Annotated in this window: 23 protein-coding genes and 1 tRNA gene; 18 read left to right on the plus strand and 6 right to left on the minus strand. The window is 32.9% G+C overall.

Going from position 1 to position 23611, the window contains the following annotated elements; all coding sequences use genetic code 11:
- Nucleotides 1-375 precede the first annotated feature (375 nt).
- From DLK05_RS15590 to DLK05_RS15605, 4 genes are read left to right on the plus strand one after another with little or no spacing between them, the layout of a single operon-like run.
- Nucleotides 376-1299, plus strand: a complete 924-nt coding sequence (locus DLK05_RS15590) for a putative phage abortive infection protein (RefSeq protein ID WP_127344938.1) — start codon at nucleotides 376-378, stop codon at nucleotides 1297-1299.
- A complete protein-coding gene (locus DLK05_RS15595; protein ID WP_127344939.1) occupies nucleotides 1269-1850 on the plus strand; it encodes a hypothetical protein in 582 nt (193 codons plus the stop codon). Before DLK05_RS15590 ends, DLK05_RS15595 begins: the two co-directional genes overlap by 31 nt.
- Before the next feature lie 3 nt (nucleotides 1851-1853).
- Nucleotides 1854-2435: a hypothetical protein gene (locus tag DLK05_RS15600; protein WP_127344940.1), complete on the plus strand. Its 582-nt coding sequence runs from the start codon at nucleotides 1854-1856 to the stop codon at nucleotides 2433-2435.
- 30 nt (nucleotides 2436-2465) lie between these two features.
- Nucleotides 2466-3497, plus strand: coding sequence for a putative phage abortive infection protein (locus DLK05_RS15605; RefSeq protein ID WP_127344941.1), 1032 nt, complete (start codon nucleotides 2466-2468; stop codon nucleotides 3495-3497).
- Between the two features lie 242 nt (nucleotides 3498-3739).
- Here the strand turns inward: DLK05_RS15605 and DLK05_RS15610 are convergent, their stop codons facing one another.
- Nucleotides 3740-4651 (minus strand): hypothetical protein, encoded by a 912-nt coding sequence (locus tag DLK05_RS15610; protein WP_127344942.1) that lies wholly within the window; start codon nucleotides 4649-4651, stop codon nucleotides 3740-3742.
- Between the two features lie 18 nt (nucleotides 4652-4669).
- Complete coding sequence (locus DLK05_RS15615) at nucleotides 4670-4891, minus strand: DUF2188 domain-containing protein (protein WP_127344943.1); 222 nt, start codon at nucleotides 4889-4891, stop codon at nucleotides 4670-4672.
- Between the two features lie 480 nt (nucleotides 4892-5371).
- Here DLK05_RS15615 and DLK05_RS15620 point away from each other — a divergent pair, with 480 nt between their 5' ends.
- From DLK05_RS15620 to DLK05_RS15640, 5 genes are all read left to right on the plus strand, one after another.
- Nucleotides 5372-6334: an HNH endonuclease gene (locus DLK05_RS15620; protein WP_127344944.1), complete on the plus strand. Its 963-nt coding sequence runs from the start codon at nucleotides 5372-5374 to the stop codon at nucleotides 6332-6334.
- A 233-nt stretch (nucleotides 6335-6567) separates the two neighbouring features.
- Nucleotides 6568-9153, plus strand: coding sequence for a tetratricopeptide repeat protein (locus DLK05_RS15625; protein WP_209319919.1), 2586 nt, complete (start codon nucleotides 6568-6570; stop codon nucleotides 9151-9153).
- Nucleotides 9154-9291: 138 nt separating this feature from the next.
- Entirely contained in the window at nucleotides 9292-10164 is an 873-nt protein-coding gene (locus DLK05_RS15630; RefSeq protein WP_127344946.1) for a viperin family antiviral radical SAM protein, read from the plus strand.
- Entirely contained in the window at nucleotides 10154-10351 is a 198-nt protein-coding gene (locus DLK05_RS15635) for a hypothetical protein (RefSeq protein WP_127344947.1), read from the plus strand. The genes DLK05_RS15630 and DLK05_RS15635 overlap by 11 nt, the downstream gene beginning before the upstream one ends.
- A gap of 161 nt (nucleotides 10352-10512) precedes the next feature.
- A complete protein-coding gene (locus tag DLK05_RS15640; RefSeq protein ID WP_127344948.1) occupies nucleotides 10513-11274 on the plus strand; it encodes a hypothetical protein in 762 nt (253 codons plus the stop codon).
- Between the two features lie 84 nt (nucleotides 11275-11358).
- On the opposite strand, the gene DLK05_RS15645 is transcribed toward DLK05_RS15640, so the two are convergent.
- The gene (locus DLK05_RS15645; protein ID WP_127344949.1) at nucleotides 11359-11763 is read right to left on the minus strand and encodes a hypothetical protein; all 405 of its coding nucleotides are present in this window, start codon (nucleotides 11761-11763) and stop codon (nucleotides 11359-11361) included.
- A gap of 99 nt (nucleotides 11764-11862) precedes the next feature.
- Between DLK05_RS15645 and DLK05_RS17585 the strand changes: the two genes are divergently transcribed.
- The 3 genes from DLK05_RS17585 (at nucleotide 11863) to DLK05_RS15650 (ending at nucleotide 12698) form a co-directional block, all read left to right on the plus strand.
- A complete protein-coding gene (locus DLK05_RS17585; protein ID WP_209319920.1) occupies nucleotides 11863-12039 on the plus strand; it encodes a hypothetical protein in 177 nt (58 codons plus the stop codon).
- A 59-nt stretch (nucleotides 12040-12098) separates the two neighbouring features.
- Nucleotides 12099-12194 (plus strand): AbrB/MazE/SpoVT family DNA-binding domain-containing protein, encoded by a 96-nt coding sequence (locus tag DLK05_RS18545; protein WP_438830187.1) that lies wholly within the window; start codon nucleotides 12099-12101, stop codon nucleotides 12192-12194.
- An 81-nt stretch (nucleotides 12195-12275) separates the two neighbouring features.
- Nucleotides 12276-12698 carry a hypothetical protein gene (locus tag DLK05_RS15650; protein ID WP_127344950.1) on the plus strand — a complete coding sequence of 141 codons (423 nt, stop codon included), beginning with the start codon at nucleotides 12276-12278 and terminating at the stop codon, nucleotides 12696-12698.
- Nucleotides 12699-12736: 38 nt separating this feature from the next.
- Here the strand turns inward: DLK05_RS15650 and DLK05_RS15655 are convergent, their stop codons facing one another.
- Nucleotides 12737-13258 (minus strand): Xre family toxin-antitoxin system antitoxin, encoded by a 522-nt coding sequence (locus DLK05_RS15655; RefSeq protein WP_127344951.1) that lies wholly within the window; start codon nucleotides 13256-13258, stop codon nucleotides 12737-12739.
- A 382-nt stretch (nucleotides 13259-13640) separates the two neighbouring features.
- Between DLK05_RS15655 and DLK05_RS15660 the strand changes: the two genes are divergently transcribed.
- From DLK05_RS15660 to DLK05_RS15670, 3 genes are read left to right on the plus strand one after another with little or no spacing between them, the layout of a single operon-like run.
- Nucleotides 13641-13850 carry a helix-turn-helix transcriptional regulator gene (locus tag DLK05_RS15660; protein ID WP_127344952.1) on the plus strand — a complete coding sequence of 70 codons (210 nt, stop codon included), beginning with the start codon at nucleotides 13641-13643 and terminating at the stop codon, nucleotides 13848-13850.
- Nucleotides 13847-14164, plus strand: a complete 318-nt coding sequence (locus tag DLK05_RS15665) for a HipA N-terminal domain-containing protein (protein WP_127344953.1) — start codon at nucleotides 13847-13849, stop codon at nucleotides 14162-14164. Before DLK05_RS15660 ends, DLK05_RS15665 begins: the two co-directional genes overlap by 4 nt.
- Before the next feature lie 10 nt (nucleotides 14165-14174).
- Complete coding sequence (locus tag DLK05_RS15670; RefSeq protein WP_127344954.1) at nucleotides 14175-15134, plus strand: HipA domain-containing protein; 960 nt, start codon at nucleotides 14175-14177, stop codon at nucleotides 15132-15134.
- A 291-nt stretch (nucleotides 15135-15425) separates the two neighbouring features.
- Here DLK05_RS15670 and DLK05_RS15675 read toward each other — a convergent pair.
- A tRNA-Ala gene (locus tag DLK05_RS15675) sits at nucleotides 15426-15499 on the minus strand.
- Between the two features lie 514 nt (nucleotides 15500-16013).
- On the opposite strand from DLK05_RS15675, the gene DLK05_RS15680 reads away from it, so the two are divergent.
- Both DLK05_RS15680 and hflX read left to right on the plus strand, forming a co-directional pair.
- Nucleotides 16014-16697, plus strand: a complete 684-nt coding sequence (locus tag DLK05_RS15680; RefSeq protein WP_127344955.1) for an energy transducer TonB — start codon at nucleotides 16014-16016, stop codon at nucleotides 16695-16697.
- A 201-nt stretch (nucleotides 16698-16898) separates the two neighbouring features.
- Complete coding sequence (gene hflX / locus DLK05_RS15685) at nucleotides 16899-18125, plus strand: GTPase HflX (RefSeq protein WP_127344956.1); 1227 nt, start codon at nucleotides 16899-16901, stop codon at nucleotides 18123-18125.
- 184 nt (nucleotides 18126-18309) lie between these two features.
- Here the strand turns inward: hflX and DLK05_RS15690 are convergent, their stop codons facing one another.
- On the minus strand, nucleotides 18310-19299 hold the full coding sequence (locus DLK05_RS15690) for an aspartate-semialdehyde dehydrogenase (protein ID WP_127344957.1): 990 nt from the start codon (nucleotides 19297-19299) through the stop codon (nucleotides 18310-18312).
- Between the two features lie 131 nt (nucleotides 19300-19430).
- Between DLK05_RS15690 and DLK05_RS15695 the strand changes: the two genes are divergently transcribed.
- A partial coding sequence (locus DLK05_RS15695; RefSeq protein WP_209319921.1) for a lamin tail domain-containing protein occupies nucleotides 19431-23611 on the plus strand: 4181 nt, incomplete at its 3' end.

The following is a 23611-nucleotide window of genomic DNA, read 5'->3' on the forward strand; positions in this document are numbered from 1 at the left end:
TACTTAACTGAGGTGTTTTGTTCTGTTTTCCAACCATATCTGCAAGCTTTTTAACTAAGATACACATTTGCTTGCAAATTTAGATATACAATAAAAATGTTTACTGATTGGTTATCAATACTATGATATGTTTTTAAGGTTTGACTAATTAAAAAGTTCTTTTCTAAAAATCTTAAACAAATTTATTGGGCTTATTGGATATTCTGGATTATAATCTACTTATTTATTACTGGTTCTGGAGGATTATCCGATACAATTAACACTGAAGCTTGGTCACATTTTGGATCTTTTATTGGAGCATTTCTTCTTGCTGCAACTTTATTGTTTCAAATCCGTTCATTTCGTCGCCAGCAAGTGGAAGCTAAATTTTTTGAGATGGTAAAATACTATAGAGAGAATATTTCCGAGATGCGTTTTCGAAATCCTTTCTATTATGAAGGTGAAAAAGGTAGAAAAGTCGATGAAGAATATGTAACTGGTCGCAGAGTAATAAAAACGATTTTTGAGCAGTATAAAGTGGCACTAAAACATGTAGATGAGCAATTATTTTCTAACATGCAGGTTTTATCAAAGTGCAAGTTTACATACGAGAATGAAAATTATACCAATATTGATAAATATAATCTTAATTATAAGCGAGATATAATCGATAAAGAAAATTGGAATAAGTTTCACACACATAGCAATTTAGCATATTTAATAACTTTTTGGGGTACACCACATGATATAACAACAGAGTTAGATAACAGATTGTCAGAGGTAGCAAAAGAGTGGAAGAATTCAGATGACTCAATCGTTAAAAATATTATTGAATCAGCTCGTAAGCTTATTGCAGTTTATGATTGCCAAGTTGATCCTGGAGATTATTCAGGATCATTAAAAAATAAAGATAGATCCATTACAAAATGTGGTAGAAGCAAAGGTAAGCTTAATTTTTTTGGTGGACATCAATATCATTTAGCTCATTATTTTAGACATTTTTATCGTTCGGTTAAATATATCGATAAGCAACCATCGTGGTTGTTGTCTGAGGAAGAGAAAAAGGAATATATAGAATTGTTACGAGCTCAAATGTCAAATTATGAGCAGGCATTATTATTTATTAATTCTATTTCTTCATTAGGTGAAAATTGGGAATATTCAGGAGGTGTAGATTTAATTACTAAATATGATCTAATACGTAATCTGCCAGAATATTTCATACCACTTCCTGCAAATAAAGATGAATATTTGAAACCTCAATACTTTTATCCAAATGTTGATTTTGAATGGAAGAAGAAAACATCAAAAAAAAAATGAAAATCGCATCTTCCTGGAAACAATTTTTTAAAAACATATTTTCATCATTTTTCTGTCAAATCTTGTTCTTTTTTACACAAGATGAATTCATAAAAAACAATAGTAAAAAGGTTCACCAGACCTGGCCTGTCATTCTTGTTAAAATTCTAAAAAATATTGTCCAATTTACTATCGGAGTTGGATTGTTCGTATTGGTTGGTTATAAGATGTTAGAATCTATGGGTGCTACATTGGATACTTATCCTTTTTGGGAAGAATTTAAACCACTGTATTGCAAATATGATCAAATTAAGTTATTAGAAATAGTATCAATAGGCTTGGGTGCCGCAACAGCTGTTGAATTAGCTTACATGCTTTTTACTCCAGGACCTGATGAAGCAGTTCAACCTGTAATGATGGGTATAGCATCTTTTGTCTTATACGCTCTTTCGTTATACAATGGCGATACCAATGGGTTAACACTTATAGGGATCGCAATACTTGCTTTATGTATTCCTGTTCTTTTTTACACAAAAGAATGGATGGATTCTAAATCAAAAAATAGAAGCTAGGTAATGAGTAAGAAGAATAAACCCAAAGCTTTTATTAGCTGTAGTGTAAGAGATGAAGATTTAAAATTTAATACTGCAATTGAAAAAGTAGTTAAAAGATATGGTTTTGAACCTTGTGGTACGGTTGGTCGTCATGTAAATTACGCAGAGCCAATTTCTGATTCAATGAAAAAGGAAATTCAGGCATGTGATATTCTTGTTGTAGCAGCTCCACCTCGATACATTCAATCAGAAATATCTGATAAGGCAAATTTGACTTATGCAATACCTGAGATGATTCAGGTTGAATCCGCAATGGCTCATAGTTTTGAAAAACCTGTGGTAGCCTTCGTTCAGGATGGAGTTAATATTGGTAATTTCATTCCGAATATTACTCAATATTTTTTAGTAGATGCCCAAACATATAAAGTTAAAGCCAGTAGACAATTAAAGCCTTTTTTTAAGGATCTTCATAAAAGAGTGGCAGTAAGCATAAAGGAAAAAGATAAGGAAGCCTTTGGGTGGTTGGTCCTGTTTAGTTTTGCAGTAGTTGGAATTTATACTGCAATAAAGTGGATACGAAGGTGGTTTACTACTAGCGAATAATTGTAAAGGATAAAAACGAAATTTACATTGATGTCAAAGAAGTCTAGTTTTAGTGATTTGAAGAGAGTAATTACTTATAAAAGAGTTGCATTATTATCTATTTTAATAGGTGTAGGCATAATGGCCATTTTCGGCTATTTACTACTAGTAGGGAATTATGAATATTCTGGCAAGGATATAACATTAGATTCTATTGATCTAACCTATAAAATAGGGAGCTTTCTTGGTGCTGTAATAGGTCCTTTTTGGACACTAGCGGGTGTATTCCTTTATTATACAGCCTTAAATTATCAAAAGGATGAAATAAAGAAATCGCAGGAAGCTACACAAATCCAAAGTTTTGAAACTACTTTTTTTAATTTGTTAAATAATCAGCGTTCGATAACAGAAAATATAAAAGGAATTTTCACAACCAGTAAAGATTTAAATTATAGCAGATTTCAGATTATGGGATTAGATTATTTTCGGATATCAAAGCAGGCCTTAAATTATCTATTTAAATCAATTTCCTATAAAAAACATTTAGGACGATTTTCGGAAGAGTCGTTAAAAGAAGAGATAGCTATTATTCATGAGGAATATCCTCAATATGAACATGAGCTTCTTCTGACTGAGGAAAATGACATACAAAAACTTAAAATTTTCAATAAAACTTACAACTTAACTGAAGATATTTGGGATAATCTTTCCAGAACAGAGGTGTTTGAAAAAGAGAAGAAATCTTATGAGCTATTCTTTAAAGTTCATCATTATGAAATAGGGCATTATTTCAGGCATTTGTATAATATTTTAAATTTCATTGAATCATCAGAAAAACATTTTTCAGAAAGGAATATTGTATTTGATCATAAAAAATATGCCAACTTCATACAGGCACAAATGTCCTCTTTTGAATTAATGTTACTATTCTATAATGTCCTATTTTTTGATAAAACAAAACGATTAGTTCTTAAGTACGGTATTTTGGACAATCTTGCTAAAGAGGATTTGATTAATACTTCTGATTACTTTGAACAGACAGGAATTAAATTAAAAACAAGAGATGAATTATTATTCTCATAATTCATCTCTTGTTTTATGTGTTAATTATTAGAATTGATCAATTCTTAAATTTGATTAATCATTATTGGCAAACTTATCAGAGTTAATATTCATGCTATCACTTCAAATGTGGAGGCTAATATTTTTTCAAATACTTACTGTCACAATAATGCAAAGGCATTTAACAGCATGTTTAGAGAAATAATATAATCTAACAATTTTAAATGAAGCTCCAATCGAAAATTAATTGGAGCTTCATTTTATTAAAACGCTTCCTCTGGTGTCAGCAAATTATTGATCTTATTTTCCCAACTTTTAAGGTGGGTAATTCTCTCTTCCTGCAAATCTCCATCTAAGATCTCCTTCTTTGTTAATTGAGAAATACTCATCCAATCATCTCTCAAAACATAGGTTGCATTTCCATAATCATACCCTTCTAATAAGTAGAGATTTTGATCTTCAAAACCAAATACCATATATCTTTGGAATCCCCCATTCCCAATGGCCATAAAGTCAGGATTAAATTGCTTAATGATTTCAATCCTCTTATCTAAGTGAGTTTTTTTCGTTTTACTGAATCTTCTTGTTACAGCTTTAACATGTTTTTCCATTTTATCCCATGGATACTCACCTGGAGGCAAAACTTCCCAATTTAACCTTTTGATTTTAATATCGGTTGAAGTTGATAAATCTTCATGGTAGACATCTGCCATACCAAAACATTCGAGAAATAAATTAATAATATGTTTGTTATTTTCTTTTTCACTATCCGAAAAAGTTAATTCAGGCGATATTACAATTAATTTTCCGTCCTTATTAATAACCGTTAATTCAATATTAGGCGGATTAATCTTTTTTCTGGGATACCTTTTATAAGGAATCTGTACAGCATGATAATCATCATGCCAATCTTTAATCCAAGCATCTCTAAATAACGTTTCCTTGGGCAAATTCTTTAATGGAATCTGTTTGCCATTAGCATTAAATCTTGTAATTGATCCAATGATGTTTGGAAAAATACAATCACCTTCATCTATAGTATCCTTGAAGCCGATTTTATTTATCTTTTTGGGATCGCAATCATCTACTGGAATACCAATATAAAATTTAGCATCCATTTTAATTCCTGATAAATATTTATCAGGTTTTTGTATTCTTTTTTTGATAATTCTCATTTTTCTAAAATTTAAGTTTTAACCTTTTGGTGGATGTGGATCATTTCCGTAACTATTCTTTTGTCGGATTTTTCCATCTTCACCATGTACTACTAATTCTGACTGATTATTCTTTGCCATCTGTCTTCCAACTTTAATAGCTTCAGCCTGTGTTCTAGTGCACTTCGCTGCACTTTTTTTACCTTCGGTCCTCACAGCCCATCCTTTTTCGTGTGAAACCACATGAATATTTTTACTCATTCTTAAATGATTAAAAATTAATCGTCCAGTCCGAATAGAGCGGATCCACTCTAGGTAAATGCAACTTGTAACTTAGATTTGTTCAAAAGAAAATTATAATTACTTTTGGTCGCACAATTCGATATGTATATCAATTGTAAGTGGGTGACAAGCCCGCCTGAAAATATTGTTGACGCAATATTTTCTTCTTTGGTCGTATTACCTTTACGGCCTTTTTTTGTTTTGTCGGCTACGTGTTTTTTTTGATCTGCTGTTTTTGTTCAAAAGCCTTGCCAGAGATTTACATTTTTTAACATTTGGATTATACTTTGACCAACACTCGGTAAAATGGTGCAATTGTTTATTTATATTATGTCAAAATGTTATTTGTGTAGATTGCTTTTTTGGCAGATAGAAGATGACATGCTATGACAATCTTTCCTATTGGATATTAAGGTGTTAAAATCTTTTAAATGTTAAGTTTGCTAGTTGTTACAGAATATGGAAATACTTATTAATAAGATAGCAAGTTTAAAAAGAGGCACAAGCAAATATGGTCCTGCACCTCACAAGCCAATCCTATTATTGGCAGTAATCCGGGCATTTGAAAAGGGAGAGATCATCAATAACTGGATCGAACCATCAGGAGAGTTATTGGTGCATTTCCGTAATATTTGGGAGCATTTGGTTCATACGGAACATACCCCCAATTTCTCTCTGCCATTTTTCCACTTAAAAAATGAGAAGGGGAAGTTTTGGGAGCTCATTACTTTTCCAGGAAAGAAACTACCGGTAACCAAAAGCAGTTCAATCAGAAGTTACAGAGCTTTGGTCGACTGTGTTGCTGCAGCAAAGCTATCCGATGAGTTTTATTTGAAAGTATTAGATCCCATACAGCGTGAAATTATGCGTCAAACCATTTTGTCTACGTATTTTCCAAATTATATAGAAAATGATTTATTAAAACCAGAGCTTTTGACGGAGGGCATACGAAATGAAATTCTTTTCGACCCAGCTTTCAACTATGCAAGGAAAGTAAAAAGAATAATTACAGAGAAACCAAAAGTAGAAGTGGAAGAAGAATTGGTCATGCGTAGCACGACCTTTCGTAAGGCTGTAAAACAAATCTATAACCAACAATGTGCCATTACAGGCTTAAAAATCGATTTCTCCGCTACCATGTCCATGGTGGATGCCTGCCACATCACTCCCTTTGCAAATACTTACGATGATACAATCACCAATGGGATAGCTCTCTCACCAACCATTCACAGAGCCTTTGATAGAGGGATGCTTGCTATATCTGATGACTATACGATTCTCATCCATAAAAATGTTCGTGATTATTCTTCCGGACAAGGTTTAATGAATTATCAGGGACAATCTATCATTCTACCGAATGATGAAAAGTTTTATCCTTCCTTGGGTCGTTTCAAGGAGCACCGCAAAAGATTTGACTTTTAAATTATCTGTTCGTGAACCGTGTTTAACTGTCGATATAATGAAATTCGGATAATTATTAAAACAAACTGCAATTAAGGCCTGAGAGATACTATCTTATATGTTAAAATTCTGATTTTCATTTCTAATTTTAAAGAAATTTATTTTCCTTACTGGATACAATCTAAAATATATTGTTATATTCGCATTGTCTAAGTATGATTCAGCTCCTTGCTACACTTTTAATCTATTTAGACATGAAAAATGAAATATTGAAAAAATTTGAGGGATTCTATAATAATGAAAAGCCTCAAGTTCCGCAGTATATCAACTATCTTCTAAGAAATCTTGAGGATCCGGATTTGTTAAATGAAGTACTTGGTAGGTTTCCCATTTGTAAAAAATCAACTTGCTTTTGGAATAATAGATTCTGGTCCAAAGGATTAGTTAGTTTCTTAAAACTATTAAGCACTCAAAATTACGTTTCCATTCTGGAGTATTATTTTAGGCAGAAGAGCTGTTATAACATTCAATTGTTACAGTATGCTTTTGAAAATAATCCTGATAAAACGATTGAAACCCTATGTGTTAATAATGCCTTAAATGAACCAACGCATTTACGCGGACTTATTTATGCTGGTCAATTTGAATTTGTTTTTTTAAAACTCCCTAAAGAGACCATTCAAGCATTAAGAACAACCGAACTTTTTCTTGAAACAAAAATTTGGGAGAAGATTGAAAGGACATTGCAATCTGTGACGGGGAAACTCTTTGATTACTATCTTACTCTTAAAGATTTAAGAGAAACAAATCAATCATATGAAAAGCAACTAGAGAAGTATTCTGAATTGTTTAATGATCCAGTTAAATTATTTTTTCATTTGTCATTGTCTCATGAGAGAAACATTTTTTTGAATCAAAACAATGAGGTTGTTTCAACTGATTTTAATGTAGCCATTAACGCAATATATAATTTTGTTTCTGATAGATGTAATTGTGGAAATATTAATTATGATTTAAATGAACTGTCAGCTTTACAGAGGAGAATTTTTATCAATGTAAAGGAGCAAGAAGAATATAATGGTTTATTTGTTTTATTATTCAAGTTTTTAGAATTTAAAAGTAATGTATTTGAATTCTTCTGTTTTGATAAAAATGCAAAACCAATAAGAGATCGAAAAGGCAATCTTATTTTGAAACCTCAAGATGAAAACAAAGAACTATTGTGGGTAAAAAATGGGAATAAATATGAATACTGGAATTCCTATTTTATCTTAAAAGGACGAGATTTAACATTTGAGCTAGTGAATTCCAACCCAAATCATAGAGCTACTTGTAATAGTGAAGAGCAATTTATAGACCAAGCAAATTTGCTTACAGCTCAATATCGAAATAAGTTGGTTTATGAAGATTTAAATTTATCTGGCTACAAGTTAAAAGATAGCATTCCTTTATGTCATGTTGTTAATACCTTGGAGGCATTTAGAGAAAATACGATTACTAAGGAATTAAGTTGGAAGGAGCATTGTATGTCCGAGTCAGAGGATTTTGAACATTATTGTAGTAAGCTTAAAGGTTTAAATCTGGATAACTGTTTTGTTAGGATTGAAAAGTATACAGATTTAGAAAAGATGTGTATGTCATTAACTAAATTAGATCAGCTTGGAGCTAGTACTATACTCGATTTTCACACAACTAATTTACAGAGTGATAAGTCAAAGCAATTAGATCTGAAACCAATTATTCGGATTGGAGAGGTTTGTATAATGTTGCCTTGGTTTATGCAATTAATAAATGCTCATATTGTTACCTTAAATAATCTGATTCAGAATGTTAATTTAAAAGAAACCTTTGGGAAACTTGTAGAAGAGAAGGTTGTGAATGAGTTTGGTGATTCCTTTGGTACAAATAGCACAAAAAGTCTAAATCATGTGAATAAAAAGGGAGACTATGATTGTCTAGCCTATAAGGACGGAGTGCTATTCGTAATTCAGGTAAAATCAACACATATAAGGGCTTCATTAAAGGATAATTATTTATTTACTGAACGTGAAATAGCCAAAGCAAAGTATCAAATAGATAAAAATTTATTAGACTTAAATGAAAATTTCCGAGTAATACGGGATGAGCTTAAGATTAAAGAAGCTTCCATTGATCAGCTACAAATCTTTCCATTAATTGTCACAACATCATTCGAAAAAGATGGTGAAACTTTCATAAGTTCATTTGATCCTAAATATAAGATTCATAAAATAAGTTTATTTGAATTACAGATATTATTGAGAGGTGAGGAACAAAATTTATTTGATTATAATTCAGTATTATTTTCTAATAATATTGCAATGTATACGCTTGGAAAAAGGCGTAATTCCGCTCGAGAAATAATTGAAATCATTGAGAATAATCGAGTTTGGGCGAAAATAAATTCATCACCTATATCAATTAATAAGAAATATTATACTATTTCAAATTCTACTGGCGAACAACTGTGTGATGAATCAATTAGAGAGTATGGAAAAGGAAATGATGATTGTGCTTTAATATTGATTTCAGAAGCCATAAAACAGAATCCATCTAACCCTAAGTTCTATTGCCATTTAGGGGATATTAATTCTGATTTAGGGCAATTGGAAGAAGCTAAAAAATGCTATGTTAAATCTATACAGTTAGATTCGGAATTCATTGATGCTTATTATAATTTATCACAGGTTCATTTAAAACAAAAAGCATTACTGCCGGCGTATGTTTGCCTCACAATAGTATTAGAATTAGATCCTAATGATAATGATGCAAGAAAAAATATTGATGCTATTAAATTGGATTTTGAAAACAACCTGATCTAGTGAATAAAATTAAAGAACGTCTAATAAAAAAAAATCGAAAAAGTAAACTGTTAATTATTCCCTGAGAATAGATCTATTCTCAAGGAAAATCAATGTCAATTTTGCACATGGTGGCGTACTAATTTAAATTGATATTCGATGAAAAATAATTTATTAGCAGTAAGCCAAATTCCAAGTGTAAACTTCCATTTATGGGAGCCGTGTAATATGAAATGCAAATTTTGTTTTGCATCATTTCAGGATGTTAAGCAAACAATTTTACCTAAAGGTCATTTGTCACAGAATGAGGCATTAGAAGTAGTTCGTCAATTAGCCGAAGCTGGTTTTGAAAAGATAACATTTGCTGGAGGTGAACCAACTCTTTGTCCATGGTTGTCAGATTTGATTCAATTAGCAAAAGATTTAGAAATGACTACTATGTTGGTGACTAATGGAAGTCGCTTATCAGATCAATTTCTAAAGAATAATAGGAAATCTCTAGACTGGATTGCAATTAGTATTGATAGTTTAAATAGTTCAACAAACTCTACCATAGGGAGACGAATTGCTGGGCGCAAATCTTTGTCGGCAGATCATTATATTTCTATTGTTGAGAAGATAAAGCTATATGGTTATGGTTTAAAAATTAATACTGTCGTCAATAAGTATAACTGTCAGGAAGATATGTCTGATTTTATTCAAAGAACTGATCCCAAAAGATGGAAAGTTCTTCAGGTTTTACCCATAAAAGGGCAAAACGATAATTGGATTGATGATATGGTTATATCAAAAGAGGAATTTCAATGTTTTATTGACAATCATAGAGGTTTTAAATCTATGGTTCCTGAAGATAATGAGGCCATGATAGGTTCTTATGTAATGGTTGATCTTGCAGGTCGTTTTTTTGATGATGTAAATGGATTTCATACGTATAGTCAACCAATTTTAAAGCTGGGAGTTGGAGAGGCAATAAAGGAGGTGAATTATGATTTTGAGAAATTTATTTTAAGAAAAGGTGTGTATGAATGGTAATTTAATTACTGGTATTACCATTGATGCTGGTGAATACGACACTTATGGTAATACTGGCATGTATGGAGTCATAGAACGATTAAATATAAGAGCAGCCATCTTGCTGAATAAAGGTATTTATCTACCTTTACTATTAGAAAATATTGCGTTACTGAAGTTTCTCTACGGAAAAAACGACCAATTTTAAGAACCAGAGAAATGGACGAGTGAACGCACCAGGAATTGGTGTGTTCCCTTGTTTGTTATACTGGTTCTAGGTGCTTGGTCGTACCTTTCTGTGGTATAATGATATAGGGGGCATGCCTCTTTTTGTTTTGGGATGGAGGTAGCTTTTAATCCCCAAATGATATGAAACCATTACCCCTAAAAATTCATGAGAAATTATCTCACCTTTCTCAAGAGCAAATCAGTGAACTTTGCCTCAGGTACAAAGCTGGAGAAGCCAATAAGAGTTTAATAAAGGAGTTCGAAATAGACACTTACAATTCGGGCTTAGTAAAACTCTTACCTCCAAAAATCACAAATGAAAATTGTGTTCATTGTAATAAACCACTTTGGGTAAAGCGATCGAAATCGAGCTCTAATTCAGACGACGCATATTGTCCTGAGTGCGGACATATAAATTCACGGTGTTGCCAATGCGATAATTGTGAAGAGGTACAACGCGTAGAGCGAGGGCAAAGAACTCGAAAAGTTTCTAGAATAATACAGAATCGGTTTGGTCCGTCAGAAATTAAAAGAAATTTGTCTAGCATTAGCGCTAAGGAATTGGACTATCTTTCAATTTTTATTAGAGCTGCAGATGCGCAGAGTTCATTTTCTAATATCAGTTTTCATAACAACTCTTCTAAGCTACTTATCAATAAGAACTTCGATCAGGAAATTATACGTTTTCTAGCAGATGCTTCTCTAATATATATGGTTTCTATTCCTGAATGCTTTTCCGAAAGCATTGAATCAGAATCGGACTTAGACAATATCGATTTGTTTTTGTGTCATTATGCTCTGTATATCACTGATAATATTTTGGGTGAGATAGAGATATTGAATGGTTTATATGATCCTCAAATGCAATATTTTTTGAAGAGCTACATGGCAAAAATAAGATGAAAATAGCATTAGATGGATGATTTTAAAGAGCTATTCGACTAGTTTGTTTTATAGTATTTATTTTAATCTCTAATAAGAGGGATCCTAAAATCTTAATAGTTCTCTTGTATCAACAAAATCCACCATGTTTAATAGAGTTTTGAGATTTTCAAAAGATGTTACATTTAAAGTTTTTCGGTACAATACTCCAGCATCCATAAACCCGGTAGCTGATTCAGGAAAAGTAAAGCTATTATTTTCTCGCTTTTGATAGTGATCAGTTTCAATGATTTGAAGAAAGGATCCATTGTAAAAGTAGGAATCGTCACTGCATTCAAAGAAAATAGAAAGCTCGTATTCACAATCAGGATTTAAATCCTTAAGAATACGATAGAATTTGACTTGGGATGGATCATCTGTATTTGATTGTTCTATCCTGTTAAAATCTATTTCTGAGAATTTTTTAATTAGTTCTTCGCTCTGGTAATCGTTGAAATGGTAATTGTTCATAGTTGATCTTGTTTAGTTTTATTTCAATTTTACATCTTAATTATGGGATTCTTGCTATCTTATTGAAATAAGTTTTCAACAAAAAATAAAATTGATAGTATGTCTGATAACGTCGTTCCTACCAAAAAAGAATATGAGAAAGCTGAAGTTCGTTTGGAAGAACTCTTGCCAATTACATCAGATGATATGCCTCTTTCTCATCCCTTAGTAAAAGAAATATTAAAGGTTTCTGACATTATTGAAGAATATGAAAGGAAGTATTATTCAATTGTTTGATAGAGTACCGTAACGAGAATAAGTAGGCATCAATAAATGAATTTAAAAAGTGAAAAGCTATGTATAATTTAGATGAATTACTTGAAGGAATAAATGACTCTAATTTCTATGAAGAGTTTCCATGGGGAGATCCTGTTGGTAATGAGGAGTGGTAATATATCAAAGTAATTTACAAATAAAATTCAGTGTGTCGTAATTTTAAACAATAGTCTTACTAAACGCAATATTTAAAGCTGATGAAAAAAGAAGTGGACTACATATTGATTTCGGAACTTCCAAGTGAGGATCAGGAACCTTTTCAGAAATGGCTTTCGGTGAGAGCTAGGCCTGTAATTGAAGAAGAGGGGACTAATTCTATGGATTATTGCTGGAGATTAGATTATGAAAGGTGGAAATCATTTCACAAAATTCAAGGATATGCTTCTGAATGTGTTCAATGTGATGATACAAAAACGTCTATTCCTGCCAAAAGGGATGATTTTATTCGTGATGGTTGGGAACATGCTACCAGGCAGGCCCATGAGAATGGAGATGACAAAATGTTAATGGATATGAGTGATGCAAAATGGAATTTAAATGAATCATTGAAGGATGTCAATGATGATAATATTCACCCGGAGATTAATACAGGAGATTCGGTTGGAGAGGAAGATTGGTAATTTGTTTAAACTAAAAACGATAATCTCGTTGTCTTGTTCTATGTAAAGACACCATATTCTATTCGGGTAATTGCATCATCCACAATTTGAATGCCCGCTACGCATCTTATTAGCTCAATTGGTATGTAAGTAATGGCAGGATTATAAGTTTTAAGCCATTCAGCAAATCTTGATTGATTTCCAAATATTTGAATGCCATGGATTATTACAACAAAAATTCGTAGTGCTTTTTCGTACTTCTCTAATGGCAAACTGTCATATCCTCTTAAAAGATTGTTGAGTTTTCTTGTGCTAACACCCAAAATCGCAGCATATTCTTGATTGGTTATTCCAAGAGCTGAAGCTTTCTCATAAAATATAAGAAAGTCAGTGGTATTGTTCCTTTTCTTAGTGATGTTTAAATAATCCCAGTTTGAAACTGATGAATCAGGATTTTGTTCCATTAAATTGAGAACATGCTGTTCGATGTCTATGCTGCTAATATTTTCTGAAAACATATTTTTTTGTGATTTAGTATATGAAAAATACAAATAAGTCAAGTGAATCGCAATTTCATGCATTAGACTGTATGTTCTGTATAGTATGTCAATACAATACTTGCCATATTGTATGGTTTTGCCAGATATGATTTTAGATTGATGTTTATGGTAGTCGTTGTTTTAGTGTAAACCAAACACCCCATGAAAATCAACCAGTTAGTAATTGATGTAAACCTCGTTGTAAGCCTGTAATATGCTGTGTAGTAGTCTATAATAGCTGTGGTTTACAGGTTTACACAGGAAAACCATAAAACACAATATATGCAAAAATGAACTCCATTAATATTATACCCTTTCGGGTATATGTGTGATTCGAATTAACATTTTTGTGCCAGATAGGGTATAATTTGATTGATTTTTGTATATTTATACCCGATAAGGTATAAAAAGTAAAAATAAATCTATGTCATTATCAGAATTCGTAAAGCAAAAGCGTAAATTATTGAATCTTACTCAGCAAGATTTAGCAGACAAAGCAGGAGTGGGTTTAAGGTTTGTACGTGATTTAGAGCAGGGCAAAGCAACTTTAAGAATGGATAAAGTAAATCAGGTATTGATTCTGTTTGGTAAAGAATTGGGGCCTGTTAGTCTTAATAAAACTGATATTCCATGAGAAAAGCAGATGTTTATATGCACGATCAGTTGGCAGGAATTATATCTGAAAACGAAGATGGATATCTTTTTGTTTACAACAGAGATTACCTTGAAAGTAAAAGCCCAGAGGCAATCAGCCTAACTTTACCATTAACAGATAAGCCTTATAAGAGTGTGACTATGTTTCCATTTTTTGATGGATTGATTCCAGAGGGGTGGTTGCTTGATATCGCCGAAAAGAACTGGAAATTAAGAGAAGCAGATCGAATGGGTTTACTAATGGCTTGTTGTAGAGATTGTATAGGTGCTGTATCTGTTATAGCCGAAGATTAAATTGTATGTAATGGAAAATAATAGGTGTTTATATTGCTATAAGTCTTTACAGGAAGGTCAAATAGATTATCATCCAAGCTGTAGTAAGAAGATATTCGACTCAAAAGAAGTACCATTACTGGATTTTTCTGAAGAGCAAATGTTAGAATTAGCAGATCAGGTTATAAAAAGTAAGATTGCGGTTACTGGTGTGCAGCCAAAGTTATCATTAGAGATATCCAGAAGTAAAGAAAAACACTCCGATAAAAGATTTACAATTGTAGGATTGTGGGGAGGATATATTTTAAAACCTCCTACTAAACAGTTTCCATTTCTTCCTGAATTGGAGGACCTGACAATGAATCTTGCAGCAGTCTCGAAGATAAACACTGTGCCACATTCCCTTATTCGATTAAAAAATGGCAAGTTGGCTTACATCACAAAACGAATCGATAGAGTAAAAGGAAAGAAGCTCCCGATGGAAGATATGTGTCAGCTTAACCAACGCTTAACTGAATTTAAGTATAGAGGATCTTATGAGCAGATTGGAAAGGCCATAAGGAAGTATTCAAGTAATCCTGGCTTGGATCTGATAAATTTCTTTGAACAAGTTGTGTTTTCTTTTTTGACAGGAAATGCTGATATGCACTTAAAGAATTTTTCATTAATAAATCAACCAGACTTGGGATATGTATTAACTCCTGCATACGATATGCTATCTACTGCATTGGTAATGGAAGAGGATGATGAAGATTTGGCTCTTACTCTTAATGCTAGGAAGAAGAAAATTAAACGAAAAGACTTTGAGGCTAGTTTTAATCTTTTCGAAATCCCACAAAAAGCACAAGATAAAATCTTTGCTAAGTTTCAGAAAATAATTCCATCCTGGTTCGATCTAATTGAAATAAGTTTTCTTCCACAAGAAATAAAAGAGCAATATGTAGCATTGATTTACGAAAGAGCAAATAGGGTAAGTATACTAGTTTCTTAAATCTGTGTAAACCAAACACCCCCTGAGAATCAATAGGTTATAATTTGATGTAAACTGTGTAAATCCTAATGTAAGCCTGTAACTAATTGTATGTCAATTTGTAATGGTGAAGGGTTACAGGTTTACACAGAAAACTACAATACTCAACTATAGTGTAGAAATAATAGCTCTTAATTAAGCTGCAATTTTAATTTTTATTCAAGGAAATAGCAGTTGGATGTTTGCGAATCTGTTTGCGAACAAATAAAAAAGCAGCCACAGCAAAATGCTGCAACTGCCTAGATTTGAGGGTGGAGAATATCGGAATCGAACCGATGACCTCTTGACTGCCAGTCAAACGCTCTAGCCAACTGAGCTAATCCCCCTTCGAGCTTGCAAATATAAATGAAAAAACTACATCTCAAACCTGAAAAACAAGGAAAATTAACAAGAACCAAACATTTTTTCGTTTTTTACGTATGGATTAATTGAGTGAAGAATCTATTTTAGTTCGAAAAATTGTTTGTCAATAGACAATTGATTGGTAGCAATGTATAGTGTGTGTATAGGTAGGATGAGTTCGGACAAAGTGGATTTTTCACTCCATTTTATTTAAAGGGATAATTTAGAATGTCTTTAAAGAAAAGGGTGTACTAAATTTATAGTTCATTTATTTACAGAGAGTTTCTTCAAAATCAAAACCCCATATAATTCTTTTGTCGAAAAATTATCCTCATTCCCTATAGCTTGAATATCAGTTTTTACCATTTTTAAAAAATGATTGTAAGTTATTTTTATACCTTTAGCCCTCAATTATTTTCTGAAAGTAAGAGATTTTGATTATAAAATTGAATTACTTACTTTTAAACGCTGAATTTAAAAGAAAATTAAAAGAAGATTATGGAAGTTAAGAAGTCACCAAAAGCAGATCTTGAAAATAAACGAGGTCTCTTTCTTGAGATTGGGCTGGCTCTTACTCTAGCTTTAGTGTTTCTTGCGTTCGAATGGAGAGTGGATTCTAGTGAAGCTACTGGTCTGCAAGTTCAAAAAGAAGCTCAAGCTGAGGAAGAAATGATTCCAGTAACCAGACAAGAACCAGTTAAACCACCACCACCACCACCACCAGCTCCTAAAGTTGCCGATGTGTTAAACATTGTTGACAACGAAGAGGAAATTGAGGATGAGCTTGAGATTGAAGACTCGGATGCTGACCAAGATGCTGAGGTTGAAATCCAGGTAGTGGAAGAGGAAGAAGAGGAAGATGAAGCTCAGGTATTCGTTATTGTTGAGGATATGCCTGAATTTCCAGGAGGACAACTTGAATTGCAAAAGTGGATTGCCAAATCTATCAAATATCCTGTTATTGCACAGGAAAATGGAATTACCGGGCGTGTATTCATTACCTTCGTAATCAATAAAGTTGGTAGTGTTGAAAATGTGCGTGTAGTTCGTGGAGTTGACCCTTCTTTAGATAAAGAAGCGATACGGGTAATCAAAACTATGCCAAAATGGAAACCAGGAAAACAGCGTGGAAAACCAGTTAAGGTTTCTTATACTGTACCTATCAACTTCCAGTTACAATAATTTGATTAAATATTGTACTATATATTTGAGGTTCTGATCATTCAGAGCCTCTTTTTTTGCTTTCACTTATTGCTTTTCGGAATATAGTTTATTTTTGCCCGAATATTACGTAATTTGTGGAGAATAAATGAGATGATAAATAGATCAATTTTAATTATTTAAGGATTGGTTAATAAACTGTTTTACTACCAAATTGATTAGATGGGAGAGTACCTTACAACAAAAAATGATTCTGAAAAAGCAATCTTAATTGGGATTGTAGATCAATCAAAGAATATGAACCCACAAGAGGTGGATGAATATTTGGATGAACTGGACTTTTTAGCATTAACGGCTGGGGCTGAAACTTTAAAACGATTTACCCAGAAATTAGAGTATCCTAACCCGAAGACTTTTGTTGGGTCTGGAAAGTTGCAGGAAATTAGTGACTTTTTGGAAGTAAATGAGGAGGTTGGATTGGTTATTTTTGATGATGAATTATCACCTACTCAGTTAAGAAATGTGGAGCGTATATTAAAGCGAAAAATTCTAGATAGAACTAATCTTATTCTTGATATTTTTGCTAGCAGAGCGCAAACAGCCCATGCCAAAACGCAAGTGGAACTAGCTCAATATCAATATCTATTGCCACGATTAACTCGTATGTGGACTCACTTGGAAAGACAGCGTGGAGGTATTGGAATGCGTGGGCCAGGGGAAACTCAGATTGAAACTGATAGAAGGATAATCTTAGATAAAATTGCCAAACTGAAATTAGATCTTAAGAAGATTGATAAGCAAAAGTCTACCCAAAGGAAAAATCGCGGAAAATTAGTTCGTGTTGCACTGGTTGGATACACTAATGTTGGGAAATCTACACTGATGAATGTACTTAGTAAATCGGATGTTTTTGCTGAAAATAAGCTTTTTGCTACCTTGGACACAACGGTTCGCAAAGTGGTAATCCAAAACGTTCCATTTCTTTTGGCCGATACCGTTGGTTTCATTCGGAAACTACCTCATCATTTGGTGGAATCGTTTAAATCTACTTTGGATGAGGTGAGAGAAGCTGATATAATTCTTCATGTAGTGGACATTTCTCATCCTAATTTTGAAGATCATATTAAAGTGGTGAACGAAACAATGGCCGAGATTGATAAAAAAGAGAAACCTACCTTTTTAGTATTTAATAAGATTGATGCTTTTACCTATGTAAAAAAAGATGCTGATGATTTGCTGCCCAAAACCAGAGAAAATTATAGCTTGGAAGAACTAAAGCAAATGTGGTTAGCAAAAGGAGAAACATCATGTTTATTTATTTCTGCAAAAGAAAAAGAGCATATTGAGGAATTTAGGGATAAAGTGTATGAAGTGATACGTGAAATTCATTCGGCTAGGTTCCCATACAATGACTTTTTATATCAGGATTATTCTAATTTGCTGGATTAATTAACAAAAAATGCAAGTCCTTATGATTTAAAGCACAATGCGGTTTAATATATATATTGCGAATTATAGTTGAAATTACTCGAGGTTAAGCACTTCGTATAAAAAAGACCAATGTTTAACATTGGTCTTTTCTGTTTCCGAATCAATTTTGAAAAAGAAGGATTTTTATTGATTTAAAATATTATTAAATCAATTGGTTCAGTTTTAAAAATTCTGCAATTTGTACCGCATTTGTAGCAGCACCTTTTCTAAGATTATCTGAAACTATCCACAATTGTAATGTGTTAGGATTTGAGAAATCTCTTCGTATTCTACCAACAAAAACCTCGTCTTTTTCATGCGAATATTTTGGCATTGGATACAGGTTATTTTTGATATCATCCTGTACGATAATTCCTTTTGTCACTTCGAGGATTTTCCGAACTTCCTTCAAATCAAAATCTTTTTCAAATTCAATATTTACAGATTCAGAATGTCCGCCAACAACTGGAACTCGAACTGCTGTAGCAGTAATTTTGATAGAATCATCATTTAAGATTTTTCTAGGTTCATTTACCAGTTTCATCTCCTCTTTGGTATAACCATTTTCTGTAAAATCGTCACAATGAGGAATACAGTTCTTGTCAATTTCAAATGGATAAGCTTTTTCTACTTCCTTACCACTTCTTTCTGCTTCTAGCTGTCTTACAGCCTTAATTCCGGTTCCTGTGATCGATTGATAGGTAGAAATAACTAGTCGTTTTATCTTGTAGCGCTTGTGTAATGGAGCCAATGCAACCACCAATTGAATAGTAGAACAATTGGGATTGGCAATAATTTTATCATTTCCGGTTAATTCAGCGGCATTAATTTCGGGCACGATAAGCTTTTTACTTTCATCCATACGCCATGCAGAAGAATTATCTACAACAGTAGTTCCAACATTAGCAAATTCAGGAGCCCATTTTAAAGAAGTTTCTCCTCCGGCAGAAAAGATTGCAATTTGTGGTTTTAAATTAATTGCATCCTTTATTGCTATTACCTTAAACTTTTTTCCTCTAAAATCAATCTCTTTTCCAACTGATTTTTCACTAGCTACAGGGTACAATTCTGAAATAGGAAAATTTCTTTCCTCCAAAACTTCTAGTATTTTCTGGCCAACTAATCCTGTAGCACCAACAATTGCAATTCTCATAACATAATAAGGCTTTAAATTCTTGTTAATAAATTTGGTTATAGTTAAATTAGCTTTTGATCAAAAAAGCAAGTCAAATTTAATACGATTTTCCTATGAAAAAAACTCTTTACTGCAAATTGTTATTACTCATGTTTTTACTAATATCCAGCATTTCATATGGAGAGGATATTTTGTCAATAGATTTTTCCAATAATTTAAATAAAGGATGTTGGGGAAGCAATTCTGATTTATCAGGAATCAACAACTGGACTTTGGATGTCTCGAACTGTGTACTGGCTGACGATGCCGATTATGTGAAAGTTGTGGAAACCAGTGGTGGACGAATGGAAGCTGTTGATTGTGACGGAGAAGCCATATGGAGAAGTAAAGCCATAGATATCTCTTCTTATACGAATTGCAGTATTAGCATCCTAGCGGCTGAAACAGGAAGTTCAACGAGTAGTAGTAAATACATTAAATTATCCTATATAATTGATAATAAAGAAGAAATTCCTTTAAGTATAAATGGTGAGAATATAGGGAATTGGGGTTCTCTTACAGCATCAGAAACTGGAATTAGTGGTGATACATTGGTGGTAATTGTAAGAATGAATAACTCGTTATCCAGTAATAAGGTTTATTTTGACGATATTAGTATAGAAGGTGATCTTAAGCCGGTAGAAAGGGAGAGCCTTACTGAAATTAGAGAAGTTGCTGTTCCTGTTTCGCCACAATTAATTAATACAAAAATTGATACTCCGGAAGAGGGAATATCTTGCTTCAAATTTGAAATTGATGAAACCAAGCAGGCAACAGATGGCAAAGCTACCAAATTAAGAAGTATGACATTTTTTGATGCACATCCTGAGAATTCTTTGGGTTGGAACAGTTGCATCGGAGGACTTACGTTGTATGCTGATGGAATAGAAGTAAAGCCAACAAGTATAAGTTTAGGAAACGACTCCATTCGGTTTAACTTTGCTGAAGGGATTTTAGAGATTTCGGATGGGAATAAAATGGAATTCGATTTGCACTGTTATCTGAATTCAAAGAATGCTTTACACGAAGGAGATCAGATTCAATTTTTAATAAAGGATTCGGCACAAGGATTTGAGACTTATACTAATGGTTCTGACATAAGGAAGGATAATCCTAATTTTTTCTCTGCCGTTTATTCCGTTCAAGTTGAGGCAACAAAACTTATTTGGGCTAGTATTCCGGATACAATTATGAGAAAGGAGTATTTTTCGGTTGCGATAGGAGCGAAGGATGAATTTGGTAATCAAGATATAGATAATAAAGATTGGGTAGAATTAAGTTTGTATGAGGGTGATGATTCTCTTATGACAAAATTGAATTCCCATCAGCAATTAATGGAGGGTAAGGTTCTATTTGATTCTCTGCAATATCTTAATCCTGATACGATACTTATTGCTGCACAAGCGAAAAGTTTAAATACCTTAGTATCAAACCCAATTATAGTTTTAAATACTGAAGAATCCTTTGTGGAAATGACTAATTGGATAAATCAGGATACTACTTTTTCTTCCTTAAAGATTTCAAAACAGGATGCGAAGGAGGTATTCCGATTTGTGGTGAAAGATGCAGGAAAGGATAGTTTATCAACCTATTTGAAAAAAATCAGAATCGTTCCTTCTAAGAACAATCAGCTTGACTGGGAAAACTCGATAGCCGGCTTTATCCTAATGAATGATGGAGCAGAACTGAATGTGAATCTTAATTGGACAGATAAATTTTTGGATATTACTTTTCCAGAATCTGAGAATGGATATGAGATTAAGAATGAAGATAGCTTACAATATTCCATATTTGCTTATCTAAAATCTGGAGAAACAATAGATCAGCAAATATTTCAAATGAAAATTGATGCCACCCATCAAGATTGGGAGATATATCCAAAGGGGAGTGGCTTGAGTGAAATTTTTCCATCGGATTTGACAGGACCACAATTTGTTAGTGACGTTCTAGCCACAGAAATGAAATTTGCGGAAGTTCCAAAGGCTGTTGATTTTCAAGCCTCCTTTTCTATTCGGGTTCAATTATTTGATGAGCTTGGAAATCAGGATTTAGATAGTGAAGACCAACTTACACTCTCATTAGCCTCAGGGATTGGTAAAATTACATGTCAGGCAGGACTAATTCAAGGAATTTATAAGGGAGAATATAATTGGGAGGATTTGATTTACAGTAAAGCTGAAAATTTTACCGTTTTAGTGGAATCTAAGGAATTGGAGAGCATATTAAGCGATAATATTTCCGGAGTTGATCGTAGCTCCAGATTGGAGAGTGCATCCGTAATTTCAATTACTAATTTGAATTCTTTGGCAACAAATCCTGAAGTTGCTGTTCCTGTCCTCAATTTTACGATTACGGATGATGGCTTACATGATAAATTTCCTACTGTAGTAAAAAGCATGAAATTTTATAAGGAGACAACAGCAAGTACTTTTGAGTGGAAAACGCATATAGCAGGGGCAGTTTTAAAATATAATGGAGAAATAATAGCTACAACAGATGATGTTAAAGAGAATTACATCCGATTTTATGCATCAAAAGGTATTTTGACAGTTCCAAATCATATTCAACAGACCGTTCAGTTGTGTATTTATTTTCGCAAGAGTCAACTACCAGATAATGAAAAAATTCAGGTTTATATTCCGAAACAAGGATTTGATTGGGATTGTTTAGGGAATAGTTCAAGTTTTGAGGATGAACTCGAAGAGGATCTTAAATCAGAAATTTTTAATATAGATACAAAAGCATCTTACGTGAGTTTCACCTCAATTCCATTTTGTATTAAAGATTCAACAGAACTATTTGGTTTGCAGATAGAGGTGATTGATGAAGATCACAATAGGGATGAAAATGCAACGGGTTCATTAAAGCTGGGTTTGCTTCAGAAGGATTATAGATTGGATGCTAATTCTGAAAGTTGGGAATTGAAAAATGGTTTTCTAAACATTGATTCGCTAAAGTGTAATTCTACCAAACCGTTCAGTCTTTGCATACAATCTGATTATATCAGCGATACCTGCACAATTTATATTGGAGATGATGATTGTGGCATTAATCAGGATTTTGAGAATCAGAGTCTGGAGAAATGGGTAAATACAGAGGATTGGAAGATATCTTCCTACAAAGCAATTGATGGCAATTATGTCTTAAAGCACAATTTAACCAGCCAAACGGGAAATAGTTATATATCTCAATTAATTCCAAATTGGAATCCGGAAACGGGTGCTACCCAATGGAATTTTATTCTCAAAAATGGTGATTGGGATCCCTCATCCTCCAATTATTTTCTAGTTCATTTGGCAATGGATCATTCTAATCCTGATTCTACCCAAATTAGATATTCTGTTGGAGTAAATCTAAATACAAGTAATGATCTCTTGAGTCTTTGGAAAACGAAAAATGATAAATCTCAAGTATTGATCACCTCTGATTTTGATTGGAACACGAATGAAACTGTGGCTGTTCAGATAAATTATACCGCAAATGGTACATGGGAGTTGAGATATAATCGATTAGGAGATCAAAATAACTGGCTTTTGGCAGGACTTAAACACTCAATTATTGAAGCTAGGTCTGAGAAATGGTATACTGCTTTGCAATATACTGTCGGGACTTATTCTGTTGCTGGCAAATTGTGGCTAGATAATATGAAGATTCAACATGTAAATACAGCTCCTTTTTTAAAATCATATGAAACTCTGAATCAGGATTCAATACTCTTGTCATTTTCAGAACCTATTGATTCATTGACTTCCTTGAAAAGTGGAAATTTTAATCTGACAAATTATTTACACGAAGGAATAGAAATAAAGGAACAGAAAATGATATCTAAGAATTCAATTATATTAATTCTAAGAGATGCCTTACGGACCGGTTTTTATAATTTGATTTTCAAAAATATTTCTGATTTAGATGGAGCAGTTTTAAATACAGATTCGGTGAGTTTTGAATATTTTGCTCCTGCTCATACTTATGATGTAGTGATCAATGAAATTATGGCAGATCCCTCACCTAGTGTTGGATTACTGGATTACGAATATCTTGAACTTTACAATACTAAAGATTATCCTATAGTCATTACAAATTGGAGGTTGAAATTTGCAGATAAGGAATGCCTGTTGGGCGTGGATACAATTCCTTCTCAAGGATATATMCTATTGTGCTCAACTGGTGCAAAGGAATCTTTAACTGCTTATGGAAAAGTATTGGGAGTAAGTAATTTTCCTAGCTTAACCAATACCGGAGGAAATTTGGAAATTGAATCTGGAATCGGAGAAGTGATCGATCAGGTCAA

The sequence above is a fragment of the Ancylomarina longa genome, assembly GCF_003996985.1.
Classification (GTDB): Bacteria; Bacteroidota; Bacteroidia; order Bacteroidales; family Marinifilaceae; genus Ancylomarina_A; species Ancylomarina_A longa.

Excerpts from the sequence above, each read along its gene's own strand:
- DLK05_RS15590 (WP_127344938.1), top strand. The coding sequence starts at position 376 with ATGGTAAAATACTATAGAGAGAATATTTCCGAGATGCGTTTTCGAAAT.
- DLK05_RS15595 (WP_127344939.1), top strand. The coding sequence starts at position 1,269 with ATGGAAGAAGAAAACATCAAAAAAAAAATGAAAATCGCATCTTCCTGG.
- DLK05_RS15600 (WP_127344940.1), top strand. The coding sequence starts at position 1,854 with ATGAGTAAGAAGAATAAACCCAAAGCTTTTATTAGCTGTAGTGTAAGA.
- DLK05_RS15605 (WP_127344941.1), top strand. The coding sequence starts at position 2,466 with ATGTCAAAGAAGTCTAGTTTTAGTGATTTGAAGAGAGTAATTACTTAT.
- DLK05_RS15610 (WP_127344942.1), bottom strand. The coding sequence starts at position 4,651 with ATGAGAATTATCAAAAAAAGAATACAAAAACCTGATAAATATTTATCA.
- DLK05_RS15615 (WP_127344943.1), bottom strand. The coding sequence starts at position 4,891 with ATGAGTAAAAATATTCATGTGGTTTCACACGAAAAAGGATGGGCTGTG.
- DLK05_RS15620 (WP_127344944.1), top strand. The coding sequence starts at position 5,372 with ATGGAAATACTTATTAATAAGATAGCAAGTTTAAAAAGAGGCACAAGC.
- DLK05_RS15625 (WP_209319919.1), top strand. The coding sequence starts at position 6,568 with ATGAAAAATGAAATATTGAAAAAATTTGAGGGATTCTATAATAATGAA.
- DLK05_RS15630 (WP_127344946.1), top strand. The coding sequence starts at position 9,292 with ATGAAAAATAATTTATTAGCAGTAAGCCAAATTCCAAGTGTAAACTTC.
- DLK05_RS15635 (WP_127344947.1), top strand. The coding sequence starts at position 10,154 with ATGAATGGTAATTTAATTACTGGTATTACCATTGATGCTGGTGAATAC.
- DLK05_RS15640 (WP_127344948.1), top strand. The coding sequence starts at position 10,513 with ATGAAACCATTACCCCTAAAAATTCATGAGAAATTATCTCACCTTTCT.
- DLK05_RS15645 (WP_127344949.1), bottom strand. The coding sequence starts at position 11,763 with ATGAACAATTACCATTTCAACGATTACCAGAGCGAAGAACTAATTAAA.
- DLK05_RS17585 (WP_209319920.1), top strand. The coding sequence starts at position 11,863 with ATGTCTGATAACGTCGTTCCTACCAAAAAAGAATATGAGAAAGCTGAA.
- DLK05_RS18545 (WP_438830187.1), top strand. The coding sequence starts at position 12,099 with ATGTATAATTTAGATGAATTACTTGAAGGAATAAATGACTCTAATTTC.
- DLK05_RS15650 (WP_127344950.1), top strand. The coding sequence starts at position 12,276 with ATGAAAAAAGAAGTGGACTACATATTGATTTCGGAACTTCCAAGTGAG.
- DLK05_RS15655 (WP_127344951.1), bottom strand. The coding sequence starts at position 13,258 with ATGCATGAAATTGCGATTCACTTGACTTATTTGTATTTTTCATATACT.
- DLK05_RS15660 (WP_127344952.1), top strand. The coding sequence starts at position 13,641 with ATGTCATTATCAGAATTCGTAAAGCAAAAGCGTAAATTATTGAATCTT.
- DLK05_RS15665 (WP_127344953.1), top strand. The coding sequence starts at position 13,847 with ATGAGAAAAGCAGATGTTTATATGCACGATCAGTTGGCAGGAATTATA.
- DLK05_RS15670 (WP_127344954.1), top strand. The coding sequence starts at position 14,175 with ATGGAAAATAATAGGTGTTTATATTGCTATAAGTCTTTACAGGAAGGT.
- DLK05_RS15680 (WP_127344955.1), top strand. The coding sequence starts at position 16,014 with ATGGAAGTTAAGAAGTCACCAAAAGCAGATCTTGAAAATAAACGAGGT.
- hflX (WP_127344956.1), top strand. The coding sequence starts at position 16,899 with ATGGGAGAGTACCTTACAACAAAAAATGATTCTGAAAAAGCAATCTTA.
- DLK05_RS15690 (WP_127344957.1), bottom strand. The coding sequence starts at position 19,299 with ATGAGAATTGCAATTGTTGGTGCTACAGGATTAGTTGGCCAGAAAATA.